The organism is Ureibacillus aquaedulcis (assembly GCF_030418165.1).
GTDB classification, from domain to species: Bacteria; Bacillota; Bacilli; order Bacillales_A; family Planococcaceae; genus Ureibacillus; species Ureibacillus aquaedulcis.
Window position 1 is genome coordinate 90,165 of the sequence record NZ_JAUHTQ010000010.1, and the last position, 23,553, is coordinate 113,717.

The following is a 23,553-nucleotide window of genomic DNA, read 5'->3' on the forward strand; positions in this document are numbered from 1 at the left end:
CAAAAGATTTTTCTTCGCAGAAATAACGATATTTTATAATTCAGGAAAGGGGTTATCCGATTGTTAAAGGACAACTCCTTTTTTTGATGCCTTTTTAAGAATAAGTGTAGGACATCGACAAACAAAAAAACAAAAAGAAAAGAAAATTATTCAACACTATGTATTGGTTGAAAAAAGTGATGATTTATATATGTTAGGAAAAATCACATGATATCAGTATAGTAAGCGTTTTCTACTAATATTTAAGAAACTAAATATTGAAAATATTCATAAAAATTAGAAAATGATTATTTACACGAACGATTTAGGGGTGTATAATCAAAAACATTAAGAAATACGTTAGGAAAAGTGACGTGAAAAAACGACTGAACCTTATCTTGAATTATTAATACAACCAGCAGTTTGTTATATCAGTAAATTAATTTGGTAGTAAGGGTTTTTGCTCTTCTATATAAGTTCTACATAAAAAAGAGGGGGTATTAACAAGAATTATTGTAAACTCATCAAACCATAACCAATGAAGGGAGATCGTAATGATGAAACTACGAAAATTATCAATTTTGCTTTTAATTAGTATGTTCACACTAGTATTAGCAGCGTGTAGTGGAGGAGAAACAGGATCTTCATCAAAGAGCAGCAATTCACAATCTACTAATAACGGAGAGCCTCAATCCGGAGGCACATTGACAAGGGCGCATATTTATGGAGACCCCCAAAACTTGGACCCGATTATTCGTTCCCATGGTACAGCGACATCCATGATTACGTGGAATATATTTGAACCTCTTGTTCGCTATGATGCGGAGAAGGGTGAATATCTTCCCGGGAATGCAGAATCGTGGGAAAACAATGAAGAGGGGACTGTATACACATTCAAACTAAAGCAAGGTGTTAAATTCCATAACGGTAGAGAAGTTAAAGCGGAAGATTTTAAATACTCCTTAGAGCGGTTAGTGAATCCAGAAAATGCTTCCCCAAATGCGGGAAATCTTCAAATGGTTGTTGGTTATGAAGAGTATACAAGTGGTTCAGCATCAGAACTTACTGGAGTAAAAGTTGTCGATGACTATACGTTGGAAATTACGATTTCAGCTCCAAATAATACATTCCTTTCTATCATGTCTTTACCTTATACCGCTGCTGTACCTAAAGAAGTGGTTGAAGAACTGGGGGATGAATTTGGTTCGAAGCCAGTTGGTGCGGGTCCCTTCAAGTTTTCCAGCTGGGTGAGGGACAGTGAAATTGTACTTGAAAAATATGAAGATTATTTTGCTGGAGCCCCTTATCTAGATACAGTTGTATACAAGATATTAACCGACCAAGCAGCCCGCGATACTGCATTTAGTTCCGAACAAATCGACATGATGATACTGGGTGATGCGCAATATGCACAATACAAAAGCAATACTCAATATGCAGAACTTATGATAGAAGTTCCAGAGCTATTTATTCGTAATTTACGATTCAACCTGGAAAAAGAAGGTCCATGGCAAGATGTAAAGGTAAGACAAGCGATTAACTATGCAATAGACCGTGAGACGATTATTGCTACTGTCCTCGGAGGCAAAGCATATCCAGCAAAAGGTATATTGCCAACAAGCATTAAAGGCTACAACGAAGAAGTATTTAGTTATCCTTATGATCCAGAAAAAGCAAAGGAATTGTTGAAAGAAGCAGGCTACGAAAATGGATTTACGCTGCCAATTCTTACAACATCCCATTCCGCTTTTGGTGTAACGGCTGTAGAAGCAATGAGCGGCTACCTTGAAGAGGTAGGCATCAAGATTGAAATTGAGCAAGTAGATATGGCTACTCTTGCTGACCGAGCTAGCTCAGGCGATTTTGACACAATGATGTATTCAAATGGAGGAATGACAAATCTCGTTGAATTTATCTCTAAATATTTCCATAGCGACAACTTTGGTGCTACAGGCAATACAGGCTATTACAAAAATGAGGAGGTTGATGCTTTATTGGATAAAGCATTAACAACTACTGATGAGAATGAAATGATTGAGCTTTCTAGGCAAGCAGAGGCAATTGTTGTGGAAGAAGCCCCTATGTGGTTCTTCAACTATAACAAAGCTGTAATCGTTCATCAGCCATGGGTAAAAGGGCTGCAACCTGTACCAACGGATATCGACTATCAAGACTTAAGGAAAGTCTGGATTGACGAATCGGCCAAAAACTAGTTGATTGGTGAAAATAGGAGAAAGTCAAAATCATTTAATGGATTTGCTTTCTCTTTATTAAAAAGGAAGGGAGCGGAAGCAGATGATTCAATATACATTAAAGCGTTTATTAGAAACAATCCCTATCTGGGTTGCCATCACATTAATCGTTTTTTTATTAATGAACTTTATTCCGGGGGATCCAGTCATGCAGTTGATGGATGCCCGCTCCGGTGCAATTGATGAACAAGTTGTAGAACAAATTCGAGAAGAATGGGGATTGAATGATCCTTTGTATATGCAATACCTAAACTTTCTCACGAATTTAGTACAGGGTGATCTAGGTACTTCTTTTCAATCTCGAATGGAAGTTACATCAGTTTTGCTGGAGAGGATACCCGTCACGATTCAAGTAACACTTCTTGGATTATTCTTTGCGATTGTGATAGGAGTTACGGCAGGTATCATCAGCGCCATGAAACGCGGTAATTGGTTAGATACTTTTGTTAGTACATTTTCTATTGCAGGCGTTTCCCTGCCAGCATTCTTCTTAGGCCTTCTATTAATGTATATCTTCTCTGTCAAACTGAATTGGCTCCCTGCTTCAGGATATAAATTGGGAGAAGTGAAGTTTCTAATATTACCAGCCATAACATTGGGTCTTTCGGTTAGTGGAATTATTGCACGCATAACGCGTTCTTCCATGATTGATGTTCTAAAGATGGATTATATGGTTACCTCATATGCAAAAGGACTCTCAAAATATCGTATTCTCGGTATTCACGCCATGAAAAATGCACTTTCACCAATTTTAACGATTATAGGGGTGCAACTAGGTTTATTGCTTTCAGGAGCAGTTATAACAGAAACAATATTTGGACTTCCAGGGATTGGTCGATTGTTGATTGATGGAATATTGCAGCGCGATATTCCTGTTGTGCAAGGGTGTGTGATTTTTATTTCAACGGTGTTTTTAGTTGTCAATCTACTTACGGATATTTGTTGCCGTTTAGTTGATCCACGAATTCGCAGTGAACATTAACCAAAAGGAAGGAGCTGCTGCTGATGGTGAAGTTGGAAACGTCTAGTGGAAATTTAGAGGTTCAAAGTACACAACCACTCCAGAAAGTTAAAGCCAGAAGGAAGTTTAAGATCTCGCTTTCCAATGTATTAATAGGTTTGACTATGGTGATTTTTGCAACTGTTCTATGTGCGCCGCTTATTACAAGTTACAATCCCAATGAAAATGATTTAACCTCTGTACTGCAAGCACCCTCTGCTGCACACCTGATGGGTACGGATCACTTAGGGAGGGATATTTTTACTAGGGTATTATTCGGTGGACAAAAATCGTTGCTTATCGCACTTCTTGTACAAGGAATTGCTGTTTCTGTCGGGGCTTTGCTGGGATTGATAGCAGGATATATAGGTGGTAGAACGGATAAATTCATTATGGCACTAACAAATATTATTTTCAGTTTCCCAGGAATCCTTTTTGCCATCGCCATTATGGCTGCACTAGGCACTAGTGTATTTAACTTGATTCTCGCTTTAAGTTTGGTAAGCTGGCCGGAAATGTGCCGACTTGTACGTTCGCAAACCATGGCATTGAAGGAAAGGGAGTTTGTTGAAGGCGGCTATGCACTTGGAGCTAGTGTTTATCGCATTCTATTTAAATACATCCTGCCAAATTGCTATGGAAATATTGTTGTTATAGCGACATTAGGGATGGCAGGTACTATGTTGGCAGAAGCAAGTCTGAGTTTTTTGGGGCTTGGTGTACAGCCTCCGGATGCAAGTTGGGGTTCCATGGTAAATACGGGGAAGGATTACTTATATCAAGCTCCTTGGTATGTATTTTCTCCAGGAATCGTAATGTTCATCACAATATTAGGTATCAACTTAATGGGTGATAAACTTCGTGATTACTTCGATCCGAAGATGTAAGAAGGATGGAAGTTAACGATTATTTCCGGAACAAACCTTTCGAATGTACTAATAATGATAAAAGGGAGGTCTTGCAATGAGCAAATTACTTGAAATTTGCGATTTAAAGGTGGGCTTTACAAAAAACGATGAATTTACTCCTGTCATCAAAGGAATCAATTTTTCACTAAATAAAGGTGAAAATTTAGGCATAGTCGGTGAGTCAGGTTGTGGAAAGAGTATGACCTCCCTTGCAATTATGGGCTTATTGAAACATAAAGGGTTGACTGTTTCCGAGGGTCAAATTAAATGGAATGGCAGAAATTTAATAGATCAAAGTGAAAAAGAGCAAAAAAGCATGCTTGGAAATGAAGTGGCGATGATTTTTCAGGAACCGATGACCGCATTGAATCCAATGTTAACGGTTGGTACACAGATTGTGGAGCAAATCCGTGCCCACCGAAAAGTCTCCAAAAAGGAAGCAGAGGCTCATGCCATACAAATGCTGAAAAAAGTCGGAATTCCTTCCCCTGAATCAAGGATGAATGTATACCCACATGAAATGTCCGGAGGCATGAGACAGCGTGTCATGATTGCAATGGCAATAAGTTGTGAACCGGAACTATTGATTGCGGATGAACCAACGACAGCACTCGATGTAACAATTCAGGCCCAGATTTTAGATCTGCTTTCAAATTTAGTAAGCGAAACAAACCGTTCAATGATTTTGATTACACATGATTTAGGAGTGGTTGCAAATTATTGCCAGCGTGTGATGGTGATGTATTCAGGAAAAGTGATGGAGGAATCTCCAACAAATGAATTATTTGATAAACCGTTGCATCCTTACACTAAAGGATTGATCGAATCGGTTAAATCAATCGAAGAAAATAGTGAACGCATTGCATCGATACCCGGAATGGTCCCATTGCCAGGTGAAGTAATCGCCGGTTGTGTATTTTGTGAGCGTTGTCCATATGCAACCGATATCTGCAGCCAACAAGAACCGCCTATTGAAACGACTGATGATGGTCGTAGGGTAAGCTGCTGGAATTACAAGAATCTTTCAGAGGTGGTGGGGGCATATGAATGAGGCATTTAATATGAAAGCAATACAAGAACCGTTAATGGAGATTAAAAAGTTGAAAAAACACTTTCCAATAAAAAAGGGCTTTTTTGATAAGTTAAAAGATAAAACGGAGCTTTCTGTGAAGGCGGTCGATAATGTAACGTTCACTATTTATAAAGGGGAGACATTAGCATTGGTGGGTGAATCAGGATGCGGTAAAAGTACGACTGGCCGTTCGCTCCTTCGTTTAATAGAGCCGACTGAAGGAGAGGTTACTTTCGAAGGGAAAAACATCCTGTCTATGAAGAAACAGGACATGAAAGATATCCGCAGGGAACTGCAAATTGTTTTTCAAGACCCGTATGCCTCCCTCCACCCTCGGATGACAGTTCGTGAGATTATTATGGAGCCATTGATCATACACAATGTGGGATCGGCCAGTGAACGTGTAAAACAAGTTGAGGAGTTAATGGAAATTGTCGGTTTGTCCAGCAAGATGAAAAATCGCTACCCCCATGAATTTTCCGGTGGACAGAGACAACGTATCGGCATAGCGAAGGCATTGGCACTAAAACCAAAGATTATTGTGTGTGATGAAGCAGTGTCTGCTTTAGATGTTTCGGTTCAAGCAAACATTCTGAATCTATTGAAAGATTTACAGGATGAATTTCAATTAACCTATCTATTTATTTCACATGATTTAGGCGTAGTAAAAAATATCTCCAATCGTGTAGGGGTTATGTATCTTGGGAAATTAGTGGAAATTGCGGATACACATACATTATTTACAAACCCTCGCCATCCCTATACTCAAGCACTGTTATCCGCAAGGCCGGTTATTGATAAGGGATTGCAGACAGAAAGGATCGTATTGGAAGGAGAAATCCCGACACCTATTAATCCTCCGTCAGGTTGCCGTTTCCATACAAGGTGTCCATTAAAAACAGAACGGTGTATGAAAGAATCCCCAGAAATGGTGAATCTACAAGGCGGCCATAGTGTTGCATGTTTTTTAGCGAATTAGAAGAACACGATTACTTTTCTATATCTAATAGGAAGAAGTGTTGATGGAATGCCAAAAAAAACCTTTCTATTGCTTTTGTTCATCATGTTTTTATCCATGACAGGTTATGGCATTGTCCTTCCCGTCTTGCCATACTTCGCGGAAGAGCTCGGGCTTACCTCGTTTCAAATGTCCAGTTTAATTACTGGATGGGCATTTACGCAATTTTTGGTGCTTCCATTATGGGGCAAGATTATAGATAAAGTTGGCAGGAAACCTGTGCTCCTATTTGGTATGGTGGGCTTCGGAATTGCATTTGTGTTAATGATCTTGGCCGAAAGTTACTGGCAATTATTAAGCATTCGTATTATCGGGGCTATTTTGTCGAGTGGGACATTGCCAGCGGTTTTAGCACTTGTTGCAGATACGAATGACGACCAGACACGAGGAGCAGCAATGTCAAAAATGTCCGCTGCAAATGGAATAGGATTCTTAGTAGGGCCGGCAGTAGGAAGTGCATTTGTACCCTTTGGAATCACAATACCATTTATAGTTGCAGGGGTTCTTAGCTTAATTACAATCCCGTTTGTGGCACTTTTTATTCAGGAACCAAGCAAAAATAATCAAGGGCAAGAACAGATTCCCATTACTAAATCCTTGGTATATTCCTTTAAACCAGGGTACTTTATGTTATTTATGATCACTCTTGGGATTTCAATTTCAATATCCAGCATTCTCGGAATACTCGGCTATTTTATGATTGAAAAATTTGACTCTTCCGCGACGTTGACAGGATGGGCATTTACTGCACAATCAGCAGCGGCAGTGATTGTTCAAATCTTTCTAATGAGTTGGCTATATAGACATATTAATGAGGAAAGCATTACGAAATACGGAATTATAATAACAGCGGTGGGCTTTTTGTTCCTCGTACTTCCTGTACATGTCAGTTTCGTTTTTATAGGTGTTTTTATCATAGGTGTAGGGCAGGCGTTGATCCGTCCGACTCTATTAACATTGCTTTCAAAGAAAGAGGATCTTGGGCGGGGAATGGTGATGAGCTTGCATGGTGCTTATGATAGTTTGGGTCGCAGTATCGGTCCATTAATCGCGGGTTGGTTGTTCATGGTGAATGAAATTGCACCTTTTATCATGTCATGCATTCTTTGCCTAATACTGTTCCTCATAATGTTATCTCAGGATGTAAAGCTATATCGATTTGAAAACAAAAGCAAAGAGGTGTAAAGGATGGATATTCTGTTCAACAATCAAATTGTATCACGGGACTCGGTCAGCATAGACATTGAAGATCGAGGCTATCAGTTTGGTGACGGTATTTATGAAGTGGTATCAATCTATAATGGAGAACTCTTTGAATGGGAGGCACACCTGGAACGTTTTGTACGAAGTGCTAAAGAAATCGCATTAACATTACCTGAACAATTTGATTTGCTTAAGGAAAATATAATGCGATTAATAGAGGACAATCACATTGAGGAAGGCTATGCCTATTTCCAGTTAACCAGAGGGACTGCACTTCGAATGCATGCATTTCCGGAACCTCAAGCAGAACCTGTGTTAACCGGGATGGTAAAGAATGCAACCAGCCCTCCAATTACTGCGGTGAAGGCTATTACAACAGAAGATATACGATGGCTTCGGGTTGATATAAAAAGCCTTAATTTATTGCCGAACTGCATGGCAAAGCAAAAGGCGGTAGAAGCAGGGGCTCAGGAAGCAATATTCATAAGGGATCACTATGTTACAGAAGCGAGCAGCTCCAATGTATTTGGCGTAAAAAATGGAGTTCTTTATACACATCCAATCAATAACCTCATATTAAATGGCATTACACGGCAAGTGGTCCTGCGCCTGGCTGGAAATCTGCATTACAAAGTAGTTGAAGAAGCTTTCACAAGAGATGAACTGATGGACATGGACGAAGTATTCATCACGAATACAGGCCTTAATGTCTGTCCTGTAATTGAAATAGACGGCATGTTAATCGGAGAAGGGGTTTGTGGACCAATCACTTCCTCACTTATGTCTGCCTTTGGTGAGCTAATACAGCGTAACGGAAAAGAAAAAGTTTATACGGAATAATAAGGAGGAGATTTAATATGAAAGAATTACAACCATTTAAGATGTCGAAACGTTTTGAAAATGTAAAGTTGATCAGTGCAGCGGCAGCAAAGACGCCACATGATTTAATTCCTCTTTCTTTTGGATTTCCTGCTAAAGAAGCCTACGATGTATCCCTTATGGCAAAGTGTTCCTCTAAGGCTATTGAAGAAGGGGGTTATAAAAGTTTTGAATATGGAGGGGCAACTGGTCCTTCCAGAATTGTCAAATGGCTAAAAAAACGTTCCGAAATCCGTGGAATATATGCGCCGGAAGAAAATATTCTTGTCACAACCGGTTCTGGTCAGGCCATGGATATTCTGGCACGCGGTTTAACTAATGAAGGGGATGAGGTATGGGTTGAAGCCCCAACATTCTTCGGTGCTCTACGAAACTTTACTTTAGCTGGTTTAAAGTGTCGAGGGTTTGAGATTGATGAAAACGGACTTAAGGTAGATTTAGTTGAAGAAGCTTTGGTTGCAGCAAAGAATAATGGGTTGCCAATGCCAAAATTTATTTATATCATGCCAAATTTCCACAATCCTGGTGGCGTGACATTATCACTGGAGAGAAGAATGAAATTGGCAAAGCTAGCATTAGCATACAACTTTTTTATAATAGAAGACGATGCTTATACGGAGCTTAACTTTTCAGAACGGGTGCTCCCTGCAGTATATCAATTTGCACCTCAACGTGTGATTTATATGAGTACATTTTCTAAAACAATAGCACCTGCTATTCGAATGGGATGGCTTGTGGCACCACCAGAAATTATTATGCAATTACGATCCTTAAAGGCTGATGGCTCAACGAGTGTGTTGATGCAGGAAATTGTCGCCGCCTATTTGGAAACAATTGACTTCGATGACCATGTGGGGAATATTTCCAAACTTTATAAATCTAGATTGGACGCTATGATTAAAGCAATCGATGATTATTTAGGTGATGAAGTTACCTATACGGCACCTGAGGGTGGTTTCTTCTTATGGTTAACCTTTAAGGAAGAAGTAGCAACGTCTTTGTTTGAAGAACTTGCATTGGAAAAAGGAGTAAGTTTTATTTTAGGTGAGCATTGTTATGCTGAAAATGAGGAAAAAAATCATATACGATTGTGCTTTTCCTACTGTGATGAAGAAATGTGCAAAGAAGCAATTAAACGAATTGCGGAAGCCTACTATGAAAAATATCCAGTGAAAAAGCTTGTTTAAGGAGGATGAGGATATATATGTCAAGTCAAACAGCCAATGCAGTCAGAACACCTTTTATTTATATACGACGGGATTTGCCTGAAATTTATATTGAAGAGATGAAAAAATTAGGTGCAAAGGTTGCAGTTGAACCTTGGGAGTGGAATAAAGAAGAACCAACACCCAAAATCGATTTAACAAATTGTGATGTCCTGTTAACTCTCGGCATGCGAGATGATTTGTCGGTATTGAAGTATGCACCGAATGTAAAATGGGTCCATTCATTTAGTGTTGGAATTGAAGCAATGATAAAAAGCAATTTTCAAAATAATAGTGATATCATCGTAACAAACTCCAAAGGCTGTACGGCAATTCCTATTGCCGAACATACATTGGCGATGATTTTAGCATTTTCGCGGGGGTTGCAAACGATGATAAATAATAAAAAAGATTGTTCGTGGGAAACAATACCTACTATCGATTTAGCGTTAGCAACTGTTGGAATTATCGGTTACGGCCAGATTGGGCTAGCAATTGCGGAGCGTTGCAAGGCTCTTGGAATGCGTGTTATAGGCTGTAAACGCAATCCCGATAAGAAACTGGAAGAACATGATGATGCGGATGAAATTGTTGGGATGGGAGAATTGGACTCAGTACTCGCTCAATCAGATTTTGTGGTGCTGTCCTTGCCGTCAACCAAAGAAACAAAATACTTATTCGATAAAGAAAAATTGAAGAAAATGAAAAAAGGAAGTTATCTGATTAATGTTGGACGAGGCGATGCGATTATTGAATCAGATCTTGTGGAAGTGTTGAATGAAGGTTTATTGGCCGGAGCTTCTTTAGATGTATTTGAAGTTGAACCGCTTCCCGTGAATCATCCATTTTGGACAATGGATAATGTGATAGTTTCCCCTCATAATGCCTACTTCTCCTCGCAGCATATGGAGCATAACATGGAACTGTTCATGACAAATCTAAAAAATTATATGGAAGGTAATTCATTGATCAACGTGGTTGATAAACAATTAGGTTATTAATGATAGAGTAATATTTGTTCCTGGATAATCTTTTTTTATGAATTTAAAAAATATAATGTAGACAAAGTCCATTATTGACTTTGTCTACATTATAGATGATACATAGATTTCACGATTTATTTTTAAATGACTTCAATTTATCATAAATGCCGGCCATTCTCTTTTCTTCGCCTGCTAAGACTGGTTTGTAGAACTCGATATTTTCGATTTTTTCAGGCAGGTATTCCTGGTTGACCCAGCCTCCGAATGTGCCGATTGGATAGTCATGAGGATATTGATAGCCAACATGCCCCAAGACTTGAGCACCTGCATAATGTGCATCCCGAAGATGTGGAGGGATATCCCCCGTTTTTCCTTCATGAATTGCAGCAGTTGCCGCATCCAATGCAGAGTAGGCAGAGTTTGACTTCGGCGATAAGCACATTTCGATTACAGCATTGGCCAAGGGAATCCGGGCTTCCGGCAATCCTAAAGTTTTAGCTGACTCAGTAGCTGAATAGACATGGGCACCTACCGCCGGATTTGCTAGTCCCACATCTTCATAGGCCATAACGAGCAACCTTCTGCAAACTGCAATTAAATCTCCGTTTTCAAGCAGGTGTGCCAAATAATAAATAGCCGCATTTGTATCGCTGCCTCTTACTGACTTTTGGAGCGCAGACAGTAAGTTATAGAAATGGGAACCACCCTTGTCCCCGTAGACTCCAATCCTTTTTGAAAGATGTTCAATGATATGATCTTCCACGATTGCTTGTCCATCAACCTCATTGGAAGCATAGAAAATAGATTCTAATAGGGTCAAGGCTTTTCTTGCATCACCATTCGCTGCAAGGGCAATCTTATTAATTTGCTCTTCGGTAATCAAAATGTTTTCTTTTCCGAGTCCACGCTCTACATCGGTTAGGGCAGTGGCAATTAATTGTGCAATGTCTTCGATCGTATGCCGTTTAAGCTGAAGTATTTCTCCGCAACGGGAACGAATCGCTGGATTTACATCATGGAACGGGTTTTCTGTGGTAGCCCCAATCAAAACAATAGACCCATTTTCTACATGGGGCAAAAGAGTGTCCTGCTGTAATTTATTGAAACGATGAATTTCATCTAAGAATAAAAGTACTTTTCCTGCAATTCTTGCTTCAGAAACGATTTGCTCAACGTCCTTTTTTCCTGCATTTGTTGCATTAAGAGCGAAAAAGGGTAATTTCGAGCTGCCTGCAATAGCATAGGCAATCGAGGTTTTCCCAATTCCAGGCTCTCCGTAAAGAAGCATTGAAGGGACATGGCCATTATGGATCATCTTGTACAGTGCTGTATCTTTTCCTATTATATGCTGTTGCCCGATCACCTCATCCAGATTTCGCGAGCGCATTCGGTATGCCAACGGTTCATTGTGCATGTCTTCCTCCTCCAATTTTTCGTGTCCTCCCTCTATATTAGTGCTTTTCCAAGTGGAATTAAAGGATTTATGTTATACTTGAGCATAGAAATGGACAAGAAAAATAGAGGTGTTATAATGAAAATTTCTACAAAGGGTAGATACGGATTAACTATTATGATTGAATTAGCAAAACATTTTGGAGACGGACCGATTCCGTTGCGTCAGATTGCGGCTGAAAAAGATTTGTCGGAAGCCTATCTAGAGCAGCTTGTTTCTCCGCTTCGTATTGCCGGTCTAGTAAAAAGTGTCCGTGGTGCATATGGCGGTTACTTATTGGCACTGCCTCCCAGCCAAATCTCGGCTGCAGATGTCATTAAAGTATTAGAGGGACCGATCCAGCCAGTCGAAGGAATTGAAAATGAAGAAGTGCCACAACAGCAGCTTTGGATGAGAATCCGCGATGCCGTAAAAAATGTACTTGATACAACATCAATAGAAGACTTGGCTAATTATAATGACGATACCGATGTAGATGGCTATATGTTCTATATTTAAGCATAGAGTTAACATGTAACCGAACTTATATATACTATGAACTGTTCATACAGTTTTTAAAGGAGCTTTTGATTTACAATGGAAACAATCTATCTAGACCATGCCGCAACTTCACCGGTCCATCCCGAGGTGATTGCAGTGATGACTAAAGCTTTTGAGCAAACTTTCGGTAATCCTTCCAGTATCCATACTGCCGGTAGACAGGCGCGAAAGGTTTTAGATGATGCGCGCACTAGTTTAGCCCGTGCAGTTGGTGCAAAAGATACCGAAATTATATTCACGAGTGGTGGAACGGAAGCGGATAATACCGCGATCTTTGGTGTTGTCAATATGCTTGGCTCAAAAGGCAAGCACATTATCACGACGCAGATCGAACATCATGCGGTGCTCAATGCATGCGAAAAGCTTGAAAAAGAAGGATATGAGGTCACTTACTTGCCTGTAGATGAAAGTGGGCTTATCTCTATTGATGCCTTCAAGAATGCCCTGCGTGAAGATACTATTCTTGTAACGATTATGTATGGGAATAATGAAGTCGGGACAGTCCAGCCTATCGCAGAAATTGGACAGATCCTGAAAGAGCACCAAGCCGTTTTTCATACTGACGCAGTACAGGCATTTGGTTTGGAACTGTTAAATGTTGATGAGCTTCAGGTCGATTTACTTAGTGTTTCAAGTCATAAATTAAACGGACCAAAAGGGATCGGTTTTTTATATCAAAGAACAGGTACACCGCTAAGTGCGACATTTTTAGGCGGCTCCCAAGAGAAAAAGAGAAGAGCGGGCACTGAAAATGTTCCTGCGGCAGTCGGTTTTGCCAAGGCGGTTGAAATTGCGCAATCCGACATGGAAGCCAAAGTGGCACAATATGAACAGTTCCGCAGTACTTTCGTAACTGTCCTTGATGGAGAAGATATTGAATATAAAGTAAATGGCAATGCCAAGCATTCATTGCCGCATGTTTTAAATATTAGCTTTAAAGGAATGGATGTAGAATCCTTCCTGGTAAACTTAGATATGTCCGGCGTTTATGCATCCAGTGGTTCTGCGTGTACAGCTGGTTCAATTGATCCATCCCATGTGCTGGTAGCGATGTTTGGAGCGGACCGTGACGAGCTTCGCAACTCCATTCGTTTTAGTTTTGGGCTGGGAATAACAGAAGAATTGGTAAAAGAAGCAGCCATACGCACAGCAAAAATTGTGAAAAGGCTTGCGAAATAATAGAGAAAAGGTGAAACAACAATGGTAGAAACAAGAGACCCATCACAAATCCGTGTAGTTGTTGGTATGTCTGGTGGGGTCGATTCGTCAGTTGCGGCCTACTTGCTTAAAAAGCAAGGGTACGACGTCATCGGGATATTTATGAAAAACTGGGATGATACAGACGAATTTGGTGTATGTACAGCAACAGAGGATTATGATGATGTTATTAAAGTGTGTAATCAAATCGGCATTCCGTATTATGCCGTGAACTTTGAAAAACAATATTGGGACAAAGTATTTACTTACTTCCTTGAAGAATATAAAGCAGGTCGCACTCCAAACCCTGATGTTATGTGCAATAAAGAAATCAAATTTAAAGCATTTCTGGACCATGCCATGAAATTAGGGGCGGACTATTTGGCAACCGGGCACTATGCACGTGTTGAAGAACGCGACGGTGAAGTAGCAATGCTGCGCGGTGTTGATAATAATAAAGACCAAACTTATTTCCTCAACCAATTATCACAAGAGCAATTAAAGCATGTAATGTTCCCGATCGGGGATATTGCGAAGCCCGAGGTGCGCAAAATTGCGGAAGAAGCAGGTCTTGCAACGGCCAAGAAAAAAGATTCCACAGGTATTTGCTTTATCGGCGAGCGCAATTTCAAAGAATTTTTAAGTCAATACCTGCCAGCGCAGCCTGGGAAGATGGAGACTTTTGATGGACGGGTAATGGGTACGCATGATGGTTTAATGTATTATACAATTGGTCAACGCCATGGCCTGGGCATCGGTGGAGATGGAGATCCATGGTTTGTTATTGGAAAAGATCTTGAACGAAATGTATTATATGTTGAACAAGGCTTCCATCATGATGCATTATATTCCACTTCCTTGAAAGCAGTTAAAATGGGCTTTACATCGAACAAGGAAAGACCTTCTAAATTTAGCTGTACGGCAAAGTTCCGTTATCGACAAGAAGATACACCTGTTGAAGTAGAGCTTTTGGAAGATGGGACAGCTCATATTACTTTTGAAGAACCAGTTCGTGCCATTACACCTGGTCAAGCCGTTGTTTTATATGATGGCGAGGAATGTCTGGGTGGCGGTACAATTGATGAAGTATTCAAAGCTAGTGAAAAATTAACGTATGTAGGCTAATGAAAATTAGCGAGTTAGGAACACTCTCAATTAGAGTAAGCAAGGAAGACGGTTGCTAATTTGCATAGGGCTTATCGGTTAAAAACATAGGTAAGCTCCGATTCTAGAGGTGAAAAAATGGATTATAACGAAATCGGAATACTTGCATTCCAGGAAAAAAGATATGAAGATGCTGCAAAAGCGTTTACTGAAGCGATTGAAAATAATCCGGATGATGCCATCGGATATGTGAATTTCGGGAACTTATTAGCTTCAATGAATGACAATGAACGAGCAGAACGCTTTTTTCAAAAAGCGATTACAATTGATGAAACGGCAGCAACTGCCTACTATGGCCTAGCAAATTTATATTTCAATGTAGAACGCTATATTGAAGCTGCAAAGCTCTATCAAAAAGCGATCGAGCATGGAATCCAAGGGGCAGATGCTTATTATATGCTGGGGAAATCCTTTGAACGCGATGAAAAGCCGAAGTTAGCTCTGCCATACATGCAAAGAGCGGCTGAACTTGAACCGAATGACCTGCAAATTCGTTTGTCGTATGGAATTCTGCTTTGTACCCTGGAAATGTTCGATGTGGCAAAAGGTGAACTAGAATTTGTTCTGGAACAAGATGCAAATAATGCAGATGCCCATTATAACTTGGGTGTCCTTTATGCCGTATCCACTGAAGAAACAGAGTTGGCTTTGGAGCATTTAAAAAAAGCATATACAATTGATTCCAACTTCGATCAAGCGAAATATATATACGATATGATCAGTCAGAGAAATAATTAAAAAACATGCCGGCCCATCGTAGGTCGGCATGTTTTTTATTTTAGAAGGAACATTTATATGATTCCCATTTCGTGGCGCTATTCTTTCACTGCACAAAACTTTACAACTTCGCTATAGTCTAAATCTCCTCCGAAAATATCCAGTGAACTGCCGATTGTGACATGAAGTCGTCCATTTGTAAGGTCTCTGAATTTTTGAAGATCCTCCAACGATCTTACACCGCCAGCATAGGTCGTCGGAATAGATGTCCAAGTTGCTAAATCCTTTACCAATTCTTCTTGCATCCCACTTCGTTTTCCTTCTACATCCACTGCATGAATAAGCAATTCATCACAAAATTGCTCAATAAAAGCGATGGATTCTTGGTTAACTTCGAAATCACTGAATTTCGTCCATTTATCTGTTACGACAAACCACTTGTCATCAGCTTTTTTGCAGCTTAAATCAATAACAATATGCTCTTTGCCAACCGCATTCACAAGTTTCTCCAATCGAGCGTTATCCAATTTTCCATCATGAAAAATAAAGGAGGTAACAATAACGTGGGATGCCCCAGCATCGATATATTTTTTTGCATTATCAGCAGTGATCCCGCCGCCGATTTGTAAGCCGTTTGGATAGGATTGTAGAGCAAGCAGTGCAGCTTCTTCATTACCTGAACCGAGCATTATGACGTGGCCGCCAGTTAGGCGATCCCTTTTGAACATATTCGCGAAATAGGCTGAATCGTTATCGGATATAAAGTTCTCGACAACACTTTTGTCCTGATGGCCCAATGTACTTCCTATAATTTGCTTGACTTTTCCATCATGTAAATCGATACAAGGTCTAAATTCCACTATTTTTCACAAGTCCCTTCTATTCTCAACTATGTATTTAAATACGAATATCTTCATAATTATCATAGCATTCCGAAATGAAAAATTCGAGAGCCGCAATCTTTTTCATTGTAGGACAGTAATCCATTGATATGGTAAAATCATATGTATCAAAGCATGAAAGAGGTAATAGGGATGGCAGAAAATCTTAATTTATTTGAAGTGAATAAATTGTTTATTCTTGGCCGTCCAGTTGTGTCGATTTTTCATAATGCGACAAATATGTATTCAATTGTTCGAGTGAAAATACAAGAAACAAATTTACAGTATGACGACAAGGAAATGATTGTCGTAGGCTATTTTCCAAAATTAAACGAAGAAGAATTGTATCGATTTACAGGTACACTGAAAACTCATCCAAAGTACGGACAACAATTTCAAGTAGAAACATTTGTCAAAGAGGTGCCAGCTACAGAACAAGGAATCATTCATTACTTATCAAGTGATTTGTTTTCGGGGATCGGTCGAAAAACCGCGGAATTGATTGTCGAGAAATTAGGCGTGGATGCAATTCGTATTATTATGGAAGACCCCTACGCATTAGACAGCGTTCCCAGATTAAATGAAGAGAAGAAGTCCAAGATCCGTGAGACACTGGAACAAAACCTGGGTCTGGAAAAAGTCATGATTAAGTTGAATGAGTGGGGTTTTGGTCCACAACTTGGAATGAAAATCTATCAAACTTATCGTGAAGAAACAATTACCCTATTGACCGAAAATCCATATCGTCTCATAGAAGATGTGGAAGGCGTCGGATTTGGACGAGCAGATGAGCTGGGCAGTAAGTTGGGAATTACTGGAGCACACCCAGACCGTATAAAAGCAGCAGTATTGCATGTGCTGACAAACGCTTCGCTTTCTGATGGACATGTGTACTTAGATGCAGAACATGTTCTGCCTGAAGTAAAGTCGATGCTCGAACAGCGCCAACATCAGGAAATCCCCTATGAGAGCATTTCAAAAGCGATTATTGAAATGAGGGAAGAAGGCAAAATCTGCGGAGAAGAAACACGACTTTATTTACCTTCCCTTTACTTTAGCGAAGTGGGGATCGCCTCCAAGATATTGGAGTTATTGAATCAAAACGGCAAACAACGTTTTTCAAAGGATGAAGTTCGCAAGGCGATTGGAGAAGTTGAGGATCGCTTGGATGTTTCATACGCAGAAACACAGGCCAAGGCCATTGAATGTGCACTTAATTCTTCTTTAATGATTCTGACTGGTGGTCCAGGGACAGGAAAAACAACAGTCATTCGTGGTTTCGTCGAGGTATATGCAGAACTTCATGGGTTGTCTTTAAACCCCAAGGAGTACGCACAAAAAGAAGAGCCGTTCCCAATTGTTTTAGCAGCACCTACTGGAAGGGCGGCAAAAAGATTGGCAGAGTCTACTGAACTTCCCGCCATGACGATCCATCGATTACTTGGGTTCAATGGTCAGGAAAAAGAAGAGGAGACAGAACGGGAAATCGAAGGGCGACTCATCATTATTGATGAGATGTCGATGGTCGATACATGGCTTGCGCATCAATTGCTTAAAAGTATTAGTGAAGATGTACAGGTCGTTTTTGTAGGAGACCAAGACCAATTGCCTCCAGTTGGACCTGGACAAGTATTAAAGGATTTGTTGGCATCCAAGAAAGTGCCTACTGTTGAATTGACGGATGTCTACCGTCAGGCTGAAGGTTCAACAATTATCGAATTGGCCCATCAAATCAAAAAAGGCAATATTCCTCAATCAGTTGAAAACAAAACAAGCGACCGTTCCTTCATTAAAGCTTCGGCTGACCAAATTGCAAGCGTAGTGACGCAGGTTGTCAAAAGTGCGGTTTCGAAGGGGCAATCGATACGCGATATTCAGGTGCTGGCTCCTATGTATAAAGGGCCGGCCGGAATCGATATGCTGAACAAAAGAATCCAGGAACTAGTAAACCCAAATGATGACGGGCAAAGAAAAGAGCTTGTCTTTGGTGATGTAACATATCGAATTGGCGATAAAGTTTTGCAGCTTGTTAATCAGCCTGAAAGTAATATTTTCAACGGTGATATGGGAGAGGTTATTGCAATCATCCGAGCCAAGGAAAATATTGAGAAGCAGGATTTACTTGTCGTTTCTTATGATGGCAATGAGGTTACCTACCAGCGAGGTGATCTAAATCAAATTACGCTTGCCTATTGTTGTTCCATTCATAAGTCACAGGGAAGTGAATTCCCAACGGTTATTATGCCGATTGTACGGGGCTATTCAAAGATGCTTCGTCGTAATCTTCTCTACACCGGGATTACAAGAGCTAAGAACTTTTTAATTCTTTGTGGCGAACCTGATGTCTTCACAGCCGGTCTTTCGAAAACCGATGATTTACTGCGGCTAACTAGTTTGAAAGCTAGATTAAATCCATTGGTGATAGAGGAAGAAAAGGAGAAGAAGGTCGAAGTGAAGCAAGTTCCTAATGAAGGGACAGATGAACAATCAGATGCAAACAAGCAACCGGAAGCCATCTCCGCAAAAGTGGATATGCTAACCCCGGTGCTAAATGCAGAAACCGCTCCATATATCCACCCGCTCATTGGGATGAATGGTTTATCGCCTTATGATTTTCTTGAAGAGGAAAACTAACGCGTAAGATGCAGGATAGCGCACAAAATGTGAGCAAGGCCATGCCAACTTGATATAAATTATCCACCTAGAAAAATTGCAAATATTATCCTTTCCAGGCATATAGTAGTTTTATGGAAAAAAGGAAGGTGATATTTGTGAATCAGATAGGTGGAAATCAGTTCCCCTCGGATACAAAACGGGTAATCACGGTGGAAGGCAATAGCAAATTTGAGGTGAAACCGGATTTTGCTGCATTGCAAATAGACGTTGTTACTCAATCGGAAGATTTAAGCGAAGCTCAAAGAGAAAATTCCACTAAAATGAATCAAGTCATTCAGTCTCTGCTGGCACTAAATATTGACAGAAACGATATTCAAACCGCTTTTTTTAATGTCTTTCCAGGATACGACTATGTAGATGGAAGACAAGTATTCAGAGGATATGAGGTAACCAATGCGATTACAGTCGAGGTTCATGATTTAAATAAAATGGGATTAGTGATTGATACCGCAATCCAGAATGGTGCGAATCGTATCTCGCAATTGGAGTTTAAACTGGAAAATGATTCGGCGTACTATCAAAAAGCATTACAATTGGCACTTCACAATGCACATGAAAAAGCAAACGCCATTGCCTCATCATTAAGGCTATCCTATATGCCGGTGCCTATCGAGATTACAGAAGAAACTACAGGTGGGCCGATCGTGGTAAAATCAGTATCCGTCTCAGCAGCAAGAACTGTAGAGACACCTATTGAACAGGGATTGATATCGGTAGAGGCAACCCTAAAGGTCAAATATCAGTTCTAGGGGACAGGCTAGGACAGAAGTAAGAATTCTTTGAATGATGGAAGAATCCATATTAAGAAATTGATACTGTGTAAATTGATTGGAGTGGAGGGGCGACTCCTGGGGGAACAGCACGAGGGAGAGACTACAGGCTCGAGCCGTGCCCGAGGATGCGCGTCCCCGCGACGGAAATCAATTTTAGCTATATCAAAAAAACATCATTTTCCTACTCGAGGAAAATGGTTTTTTCGGGTTATGTCCCAGCCTCTTTTTTGGAGGGAATAATTAGCCTCATGCCGAAGTGAGTATAATCAATTGATACAAGGAACAATGCATGAAAATACAAAACAATAAAAACAGCGCAGTAAAATAAAGAAAGTGGGAGCGAATTGACGAAATACGAGCAAAAAACAAAAGAAACAGATAATAGTGTCATCGAATTTATTGAAACAGTAGAAAGCTCGAAAAAAAGAGAAGATGCTTATAAATTATTGGAAATATTCGAGGAGACTTCCGGCTTTCAAGCTAAGATGTGGGGACCAAGCATTATTGGATTTGGTTCTTATCATTATAAATATGAATCGGGCCATGAAGGCGACGCACCACTAGTAGGGTTCTCTCCAAGAAAGGCTAAAATCAGTTTATATTTTGCTACAGGCGATACTGAGAGGGAAAAAATAATGGAACGTTTCGGAAAACATACATCTGGCAAGGCTTGTGTGTACATTAATAAACTAGCAGACGTGGACGAAGATGTATTAAGGGAGCTCATTCAACAATCTATCGCATTTTTGAAAAAAATGTATCCGTAAGGCTGAAACTTTTGAAAGCCTGAAGCGTAAAAAGAAGAGATTATATTTTATGATGGGAGTGCTTGAAATGGCGTTTTTCAAAAAGTTGGGAGCAAGTATTGGGATTGGTTCCGCAAAGGTAGATACGAAACTGGAAAGTTCCTCTTATCAAGCCGGCGAACAAATAAAGGGTGAAATCGAGATCTATGGAGGAAATGTCGAACAGCAGATTAATGCCATTTATTTAACTTTATATACAACATATATAAAGGAAGTCGACGACAATAAATATACTGCTAACGCTCCGATCCAGAAGTTTAAGGTTAGTGATCCGTTTATCATTAATGCGAATGAAACTAAAACCATTCCATTTTCTTTTGCTATTCCTTTGGATGTCCCAATTACGGTAGGAAAAACGAAAGTGTGGGTTGCTACTGAATTGGATATTAGAAGCGGCGTGGATTCAGAAGACAAGGATTACATTGATATCCGACCATCCAAAATTGCTTCAAGGGTACTGGATGAAGTAGAACAATTAGGATTTAAATTGCGCAAGGTAGAATGCCAGCAGGCTTCATACAAATATCGAAGCAACTATTCATTTATTCAGGAATTTGAATTTGTTCCAACTACTGGCGCTTTTAGAGGTCGACTAGACGAGCTAGAAGTTGTTTTCCTTTCTCAATCTCAAAGCCAAGTTGAATTACTAATGCAAGTGGACCGAAAAGCAAGAGGACTCGGAGGATTCCTGGCAGAAGCGTTGGATGCTGATGAAACCCACGTGAAAATGACGGTTTCACAACAGGATCTGTATACGTTAGGTGAACAACTAAGACAAGTCATTTCGAGATATTCTTAAAAATAGTAGCCGCAATAAGCCAAAAGCTTATAGCGGCTTTTTTACATTTTTATCTATTTATTCAAACAAGAAGTATGCTATGATTCAAACTATATTGGAGGTTGAATGCAATCATGAACGATCAACGTTGGTTGTCCCGGAATTTCTTTATCTTTTTCTTTACCTGGGGCGTATATTTGCAGTATTGGTCAGGTTGGCTGAGTGAAGCAAAAGGATTATCGGTACAACAAGTAAGTCTCATTATGGGCTTTGGATTAGTAGCACGGGCCTTCTCGACCATGTTTGTTTTTCCAGTGGCTTCGAAATATTTAAGCGACAAAAAATTAACGCAATTTTTAGTAATTAGTGCATTGATTTCTGCCATCTTATATATCCCGTTTACTAATTTCGTCGCAATATTCATTGTAACGATGATATTCAGTTTATTCTATCCGTCGTTATTGCCCGCAATCGAGAGTAATGCATCCACACTTGTACAGCAAGGGAATGTCCACTATGGAAAGAGTCGCTCCTATGGGTCGATCAGTTTTGTAATTTCTGTTTTTATACTTAGCCTTATTATTGGCATTCTGGGTGAGAGTGTAATCTTATGGTGCATGATTGGCTATCTGATCATCATGCTGAGTCTGCAAGCCATGCCTGCTCCGGAAGTACTGAATATGAAGCCTACAGTAGAAGATCGCTCACAAGAATTCTCGATGAGAAGCCTGTGGAAAATAAAAGGATTCCCGATTGTAATGGTGATTATTATCCTGCTGCAAGGATCCCTTGCCTCTTATTACAATTATAGTTACATCTATTTACAGAAATATTTGGAAGTAAATACTTTTTACATCGGGATGATACTGAACGTTGCAGTATTATTTGAAATTTTATTCTTTTTAAAGGTCGATCAATTATTTTCTAAATGGAAAACATCTTCATTGCTGCTTCTTGCAGGTTCCGGTTCCACTCTGAGATGGGTGATGATTTTCGCATTTCCGAATGTGTGGATGTTCATTCTATCACAGGCTTTGCATGCACTTGCATTTGCGATGTCCCATTATGCCTTTGTTCAATACATAACACGTAATTTGCCAAAACAGCAACTATCCAATGCGCAAGGATTATACTCTGCGTTAGCAACAAGTTTGAGTGCGGCTGTTCTCACGTTATTTGGAGGATTCCTATATGACATCGAGCCCGGTCTTGCCTTCTTGGGAATGACAGTCGCTACTGTTCCGGCCATAATCATTATTCTTTTAACTAAAAAGAGCTATCAATATTAGAAAAAGTCGCCCTTAGTTGGGGGCGACTTCTTTACGTTTTAATAAGAATTTTACGGAAAGGCCAATAATCATAACCACCATCACAACTATGATTTCAAATTTATATATTGCTTCCTGTGAAGTGAAAAAGTGTGCCACATAGTTGTCTTTTACGATCATTTTCGCAGCTGTCCACGTTAGAAGGGCTGACCCCAGTACAATAATAACCGGGAATTTTTCCATTAATTTGGTTACAAATGCACTGCCCCAAACAACAATGGGAATGGAGACAATGAGACCGATAATAACGAGCAGGATACTGCCGTGAGCAGCACCAGCTACAGCGATTATATTATCCACACCCATCAATAGGTCGGCTAGGAGAATTGTTCCGATTGCACCCCAAAAATTCTTCTTGCTTGGTTTTACATTCAAGTCTTCTTCTGTCAGTAGGAGTTTGTATGAGATATACAATAGCAAGATACCACCTACCAATAAGAGACCATCGTACTGAAGTAGTTTAACAGCGACCAAAGTTAGTAGGATGCGAACCAGGATGGCACAAAATGTTCCCCAAAAAATAACGGACTTTTGCTGGCTCTTTGGCAAGTTTTTCGCAACCAGCCCGATCAGTAAAGCATTATCGCCAGCAAGAATTAAATCGATAAAAATTATAGTGATCAGGGCAGATAAAAATTCACCAGATAAGATTTCCACTACATTTTCGCTCCAATCTTTTTTAGCAATGTTCGTCCACTTATCAATCAATATATGAAAAGGCTAGTCTTTTAAGAAGGGGAA

Annotated in this window: 21 protein-coding genes; 18 read left to right on the top strand and 3 right to left on the bottom strand. The window is 40.0% G+C overall.

The window, feature by feature from the left end; genetic code table 11:
• Positions 1-533: 533 nt before the first annotated feature.
• The 9 genes from QYB95_RS13590 to QYB95_RS13630 all read left to right on the top strand — a co-directional run bounded on the left by QYB95_RS13590 (position 534) and on the right by QYB95_RS13630 (position 10,517).
• Positions 534-2,192, top strand: a complete 1,659-nt coding sequence (locus QYB95_RS13590; RefSeq protein ID WP_301138879.1) for an ABC transporter substrate-binding protein — start codon at positions 534-536, stop codon at positions 2,190-2,192.
• Positions 2,193-2,274: 82 nt separating this feature from the next.
• Positions 2,275-3,213: an ABC transporter permease gene (locus QYB95_RS13595; protein ID WP_301138880.1), complete on the top strand. Its 939-nt coding sequence runs from the start codon at positions 2,275-2,277 to the stop codon at positions 3,211-3,213.
• Between the two features lie 23 nt (positions 3,214-3,236).
• Positions 3,237-4,118 carry an ABC transporter permease gene (locus QYB95_RS13600; RefSeq protein WP_301138881.1) on the top strand — a complete coding sequence of 294 codons (882 nt, stop codon included), beginning with the start codon at positions 3,237-3,239 and terminating at the stop codon, positions 4,116-4,118.
• Between the two features lie 76 nt (positions 4,119-4,194).
• Positions 4,195-5,190: an ABC transporter ATP-binding protein gene (locus QYB95_RS13605; RefSeq protein ID WP_301138882.1), complete on the top strand. Its 996-nt coding sequence runs from the start codon at positions 4,195-4,197 to the stop codon at positions 5,188-5,190.
• Positions 5,191-5,209: 19 nt separating this feature from the next.
• Complete coding sequence (locus QYB95_RS13610; RefSeq protein ID WP_301138912.1) at positions 5,210-6,190, top strand: ABC transporter ATP-binding protein; 981 nt, start codon at positions 5,210-5,212, stop codon at positions 6,188-6,190.
• Positions 6,191-6,238: 48 nt separating this feature from the next.
• The gene (locus QYB95_RS13615; protein WP_301138884.1) at positions 6,239-7,414 is read left to right on the top strand and encodes an MFS transporter; all 1,176 of its coding nucleotides are present in this window, start codon (positions 6,239-6,241) and stop codon (positions 7,412-7,414) included.
• Positions 7,415-7,417: 3 nt separating this feature from the next.
• Entirely contained in the window at positions 7,418-8,272 is an 855-nt protein-coding gene (gene dat, locus QYB95_RS13620; RefSeq protein WP_301138886.1) for a D-amino-acid transaminase, read from the top strand.
• 17 nt (positions 8,273-8,289) lie between these two features.
• Positions 8,290-9,498, top strand: coding sequence for an aminotransferase-like domain-containing protein (locus QYB95_RS13625; protein ID WP_301138888.1), 1,209 nt, complete (start codon positions 8,290-8,292; stop codon positions 9,496-9,498).
• Between the two features lie 17 nt (positions 9,499-9,515).
• Positions 9,516-10,517: a D-2-hydroxyacid dehydrogenase gene (locus tag QYB95_RS13630; RefSeq protein WP_301138890.1), complete on the top strand. Its 1,002-nt coding sequence runs from the start codon at positions 9,516-9,518 to the stop codon at positions 10,515-10,517.
• A 109-nt stretch (positions 10,518-10,626) separates the two neighbouring features.
• Here QYB95_RS13630 and QYB95_RS13635 read toward each other — a convergent pair whose 3' ends face one another.
• Positions 10,627-11,913: a replication-associated recombination protein A gene (locus tag QYB95_RS13635; RefSeq protein ID WP_301138892.1), complete on the bottom strand. Its 1,287-nt coding sequence runs from the start codon at positions 11,911-11,913 to the stop codon at positions 10,627-10,629.
• 117 nt (positions 11,914-12,030) lie between these two features.
• Here QYB95_RS13635 and cymR point away from each other — a divergent pair, with 117 nt between their 5' ends.
• The 4 genes from cymR (at position 12,031) to QYB95_RS13655 (ending at position 15,591) form a co-directional block, all read left to right on the top strand.
• Entirely contained in the window at positions 12,031-12,450 is a 420-nt protein-coding gene (cymR, locus tag QYB95_RS13640; RefSeq protein ID WP_301138894.1) for a cysteine metabolism transcriptional regulator CymR, read from the top strand.
• A 78-nt stretch (positions 12,451-12,528) separates the two neighbouring features.
• Entirely contained in the window at positions 12,529-13,671 is a 1,143-nt protein-coding gene (locus QYB95_RS13645; RefSeq protein WP_301138895.1) for a cysteine desulfurase family protein, read from the top strand.
• Between the two features lie 21 nt (positions 13,672-13,692).
• Positions 13,693-14,814 (top strand): tRNA 2-thiouridine(34) synthase MnmA, encoded by a 1,122-nt coding sequence (gene mnmA / locus QYB95_RS13650; RefSeq protein ID WP_301138897.1) that lies wholly within the window; start codon positions 13,693-13,695, stop codon positions 14,812-14,814.
• 117 nt (positions 14,815-14,931) lie between these two features.
• Positions 14,932-15,591: a tetratricopeptide repeat protein gene (locus QYB95_RS13655; protein ID WP_301138898.1), complete on the top strand. Its 660-nt coding sequence runs from the start codon at positions 14,932-14,934 to the stop codon at positions 15,589-15,591.
• A gap of 77 nt (positions 15,592-15,668) precedes the next feature.
• Here QYB95_RS13655 and hisA read toward each other — a convergent pair whose 3' ends face one another.
• Complete coding sequence (hisA, locus tag QYB95_RS13660; RefSeq protein ID WP_301138899.1) at positions 15,669-16,430, bottom strand: phosphoribosylformimino-5-aminoimidazole carboxamide ribotide isomerase; 762 nt, start codon at positions 16,428-16,430, stop codon at positions 15,669-15,671.
• 174 nt (positions 16,431-16,604) lie between these two features.
• Here hisA and recD2 point away from each other — a divergent pair, with 174 nt between their 5' ends.
• The 5 genes from recD2 to QYB95_RS13685 all read left to right on the top strand — a co-directional run bounded on the left by recD2 (position 16,605) and on the right by QYB95_RS13685 (position 22,773).
• Positions 16,605-19,085 (top strand): SF1B family DNA helicase RecD2, encoded by a 2,481-nt coding sequence (gene recD2 / locus QYB95_RS13665; RefSeq protein ID WP_301138900.1) that lies wholly within the window; start codon positions 16,605-16,607, stop codon positions 19,083-19,085.
• Between the two features lie 137 nt (positions 19,086-19,222).
• Entirely contained in the window at positions 19,223-19,876 is a 654-nt protein-coding gene (locus QYB95_RS13670; protein WP_301138901.1) for an SIMPL domain-containing protein, read from the top strand.
• A 368-nt stretch (positions 19,877-20,244) separates the two neighbouring features.
• Entirely contained in the window at positions 20,245-20,667 is a 423-nt protein-coding gene (locus QYB95_RS13675) for a DUF1801 domain-containing protein (RefSeq protein WP_301138902.1), read from the top strand.
• Positions 20,668-20,734: 67 nt separating this feature from the next.
• Positions 20,735-21,505, top strand: coding sequence for a sporulation protein (locus QYB95_RS13680; protein WP_301138903.1), 771 nt, complete (start codon positions 20,735-20,737; stop codon positions 21,503-21,505).
• A 113-nt stretch (positions 21,506-21,618) separates the two neighbouring features.
• Complete coding sequence (locus tag QYB95_RS13685; RefSeq protein WP_301138904.1) at positions 21,619-22,773, top strand: MFS transporter; 1,155 nt, start codon at positions 21,619-21,621, stop codon at positions 22,771-22,773.
• Between the two features lie 12 nt (positions 22,774-22,785).
• On the opposite strand, the gene QYB95_RS13690 is transcribed toward QYB95_RS13685, so the two are convergent.
• Positions 22,786-23,469, bottom strand: coding sequence for a TerC family protein (locus tag QYB95_RS13690; RefSeq protein ID WP_301138905.1), 684 nt, complete (start codon positions 23,467-23,469; stop codon positions 22,786-22,788).
• Positions 23,470-23,553 lie beyond the last annotated feature (84 nt).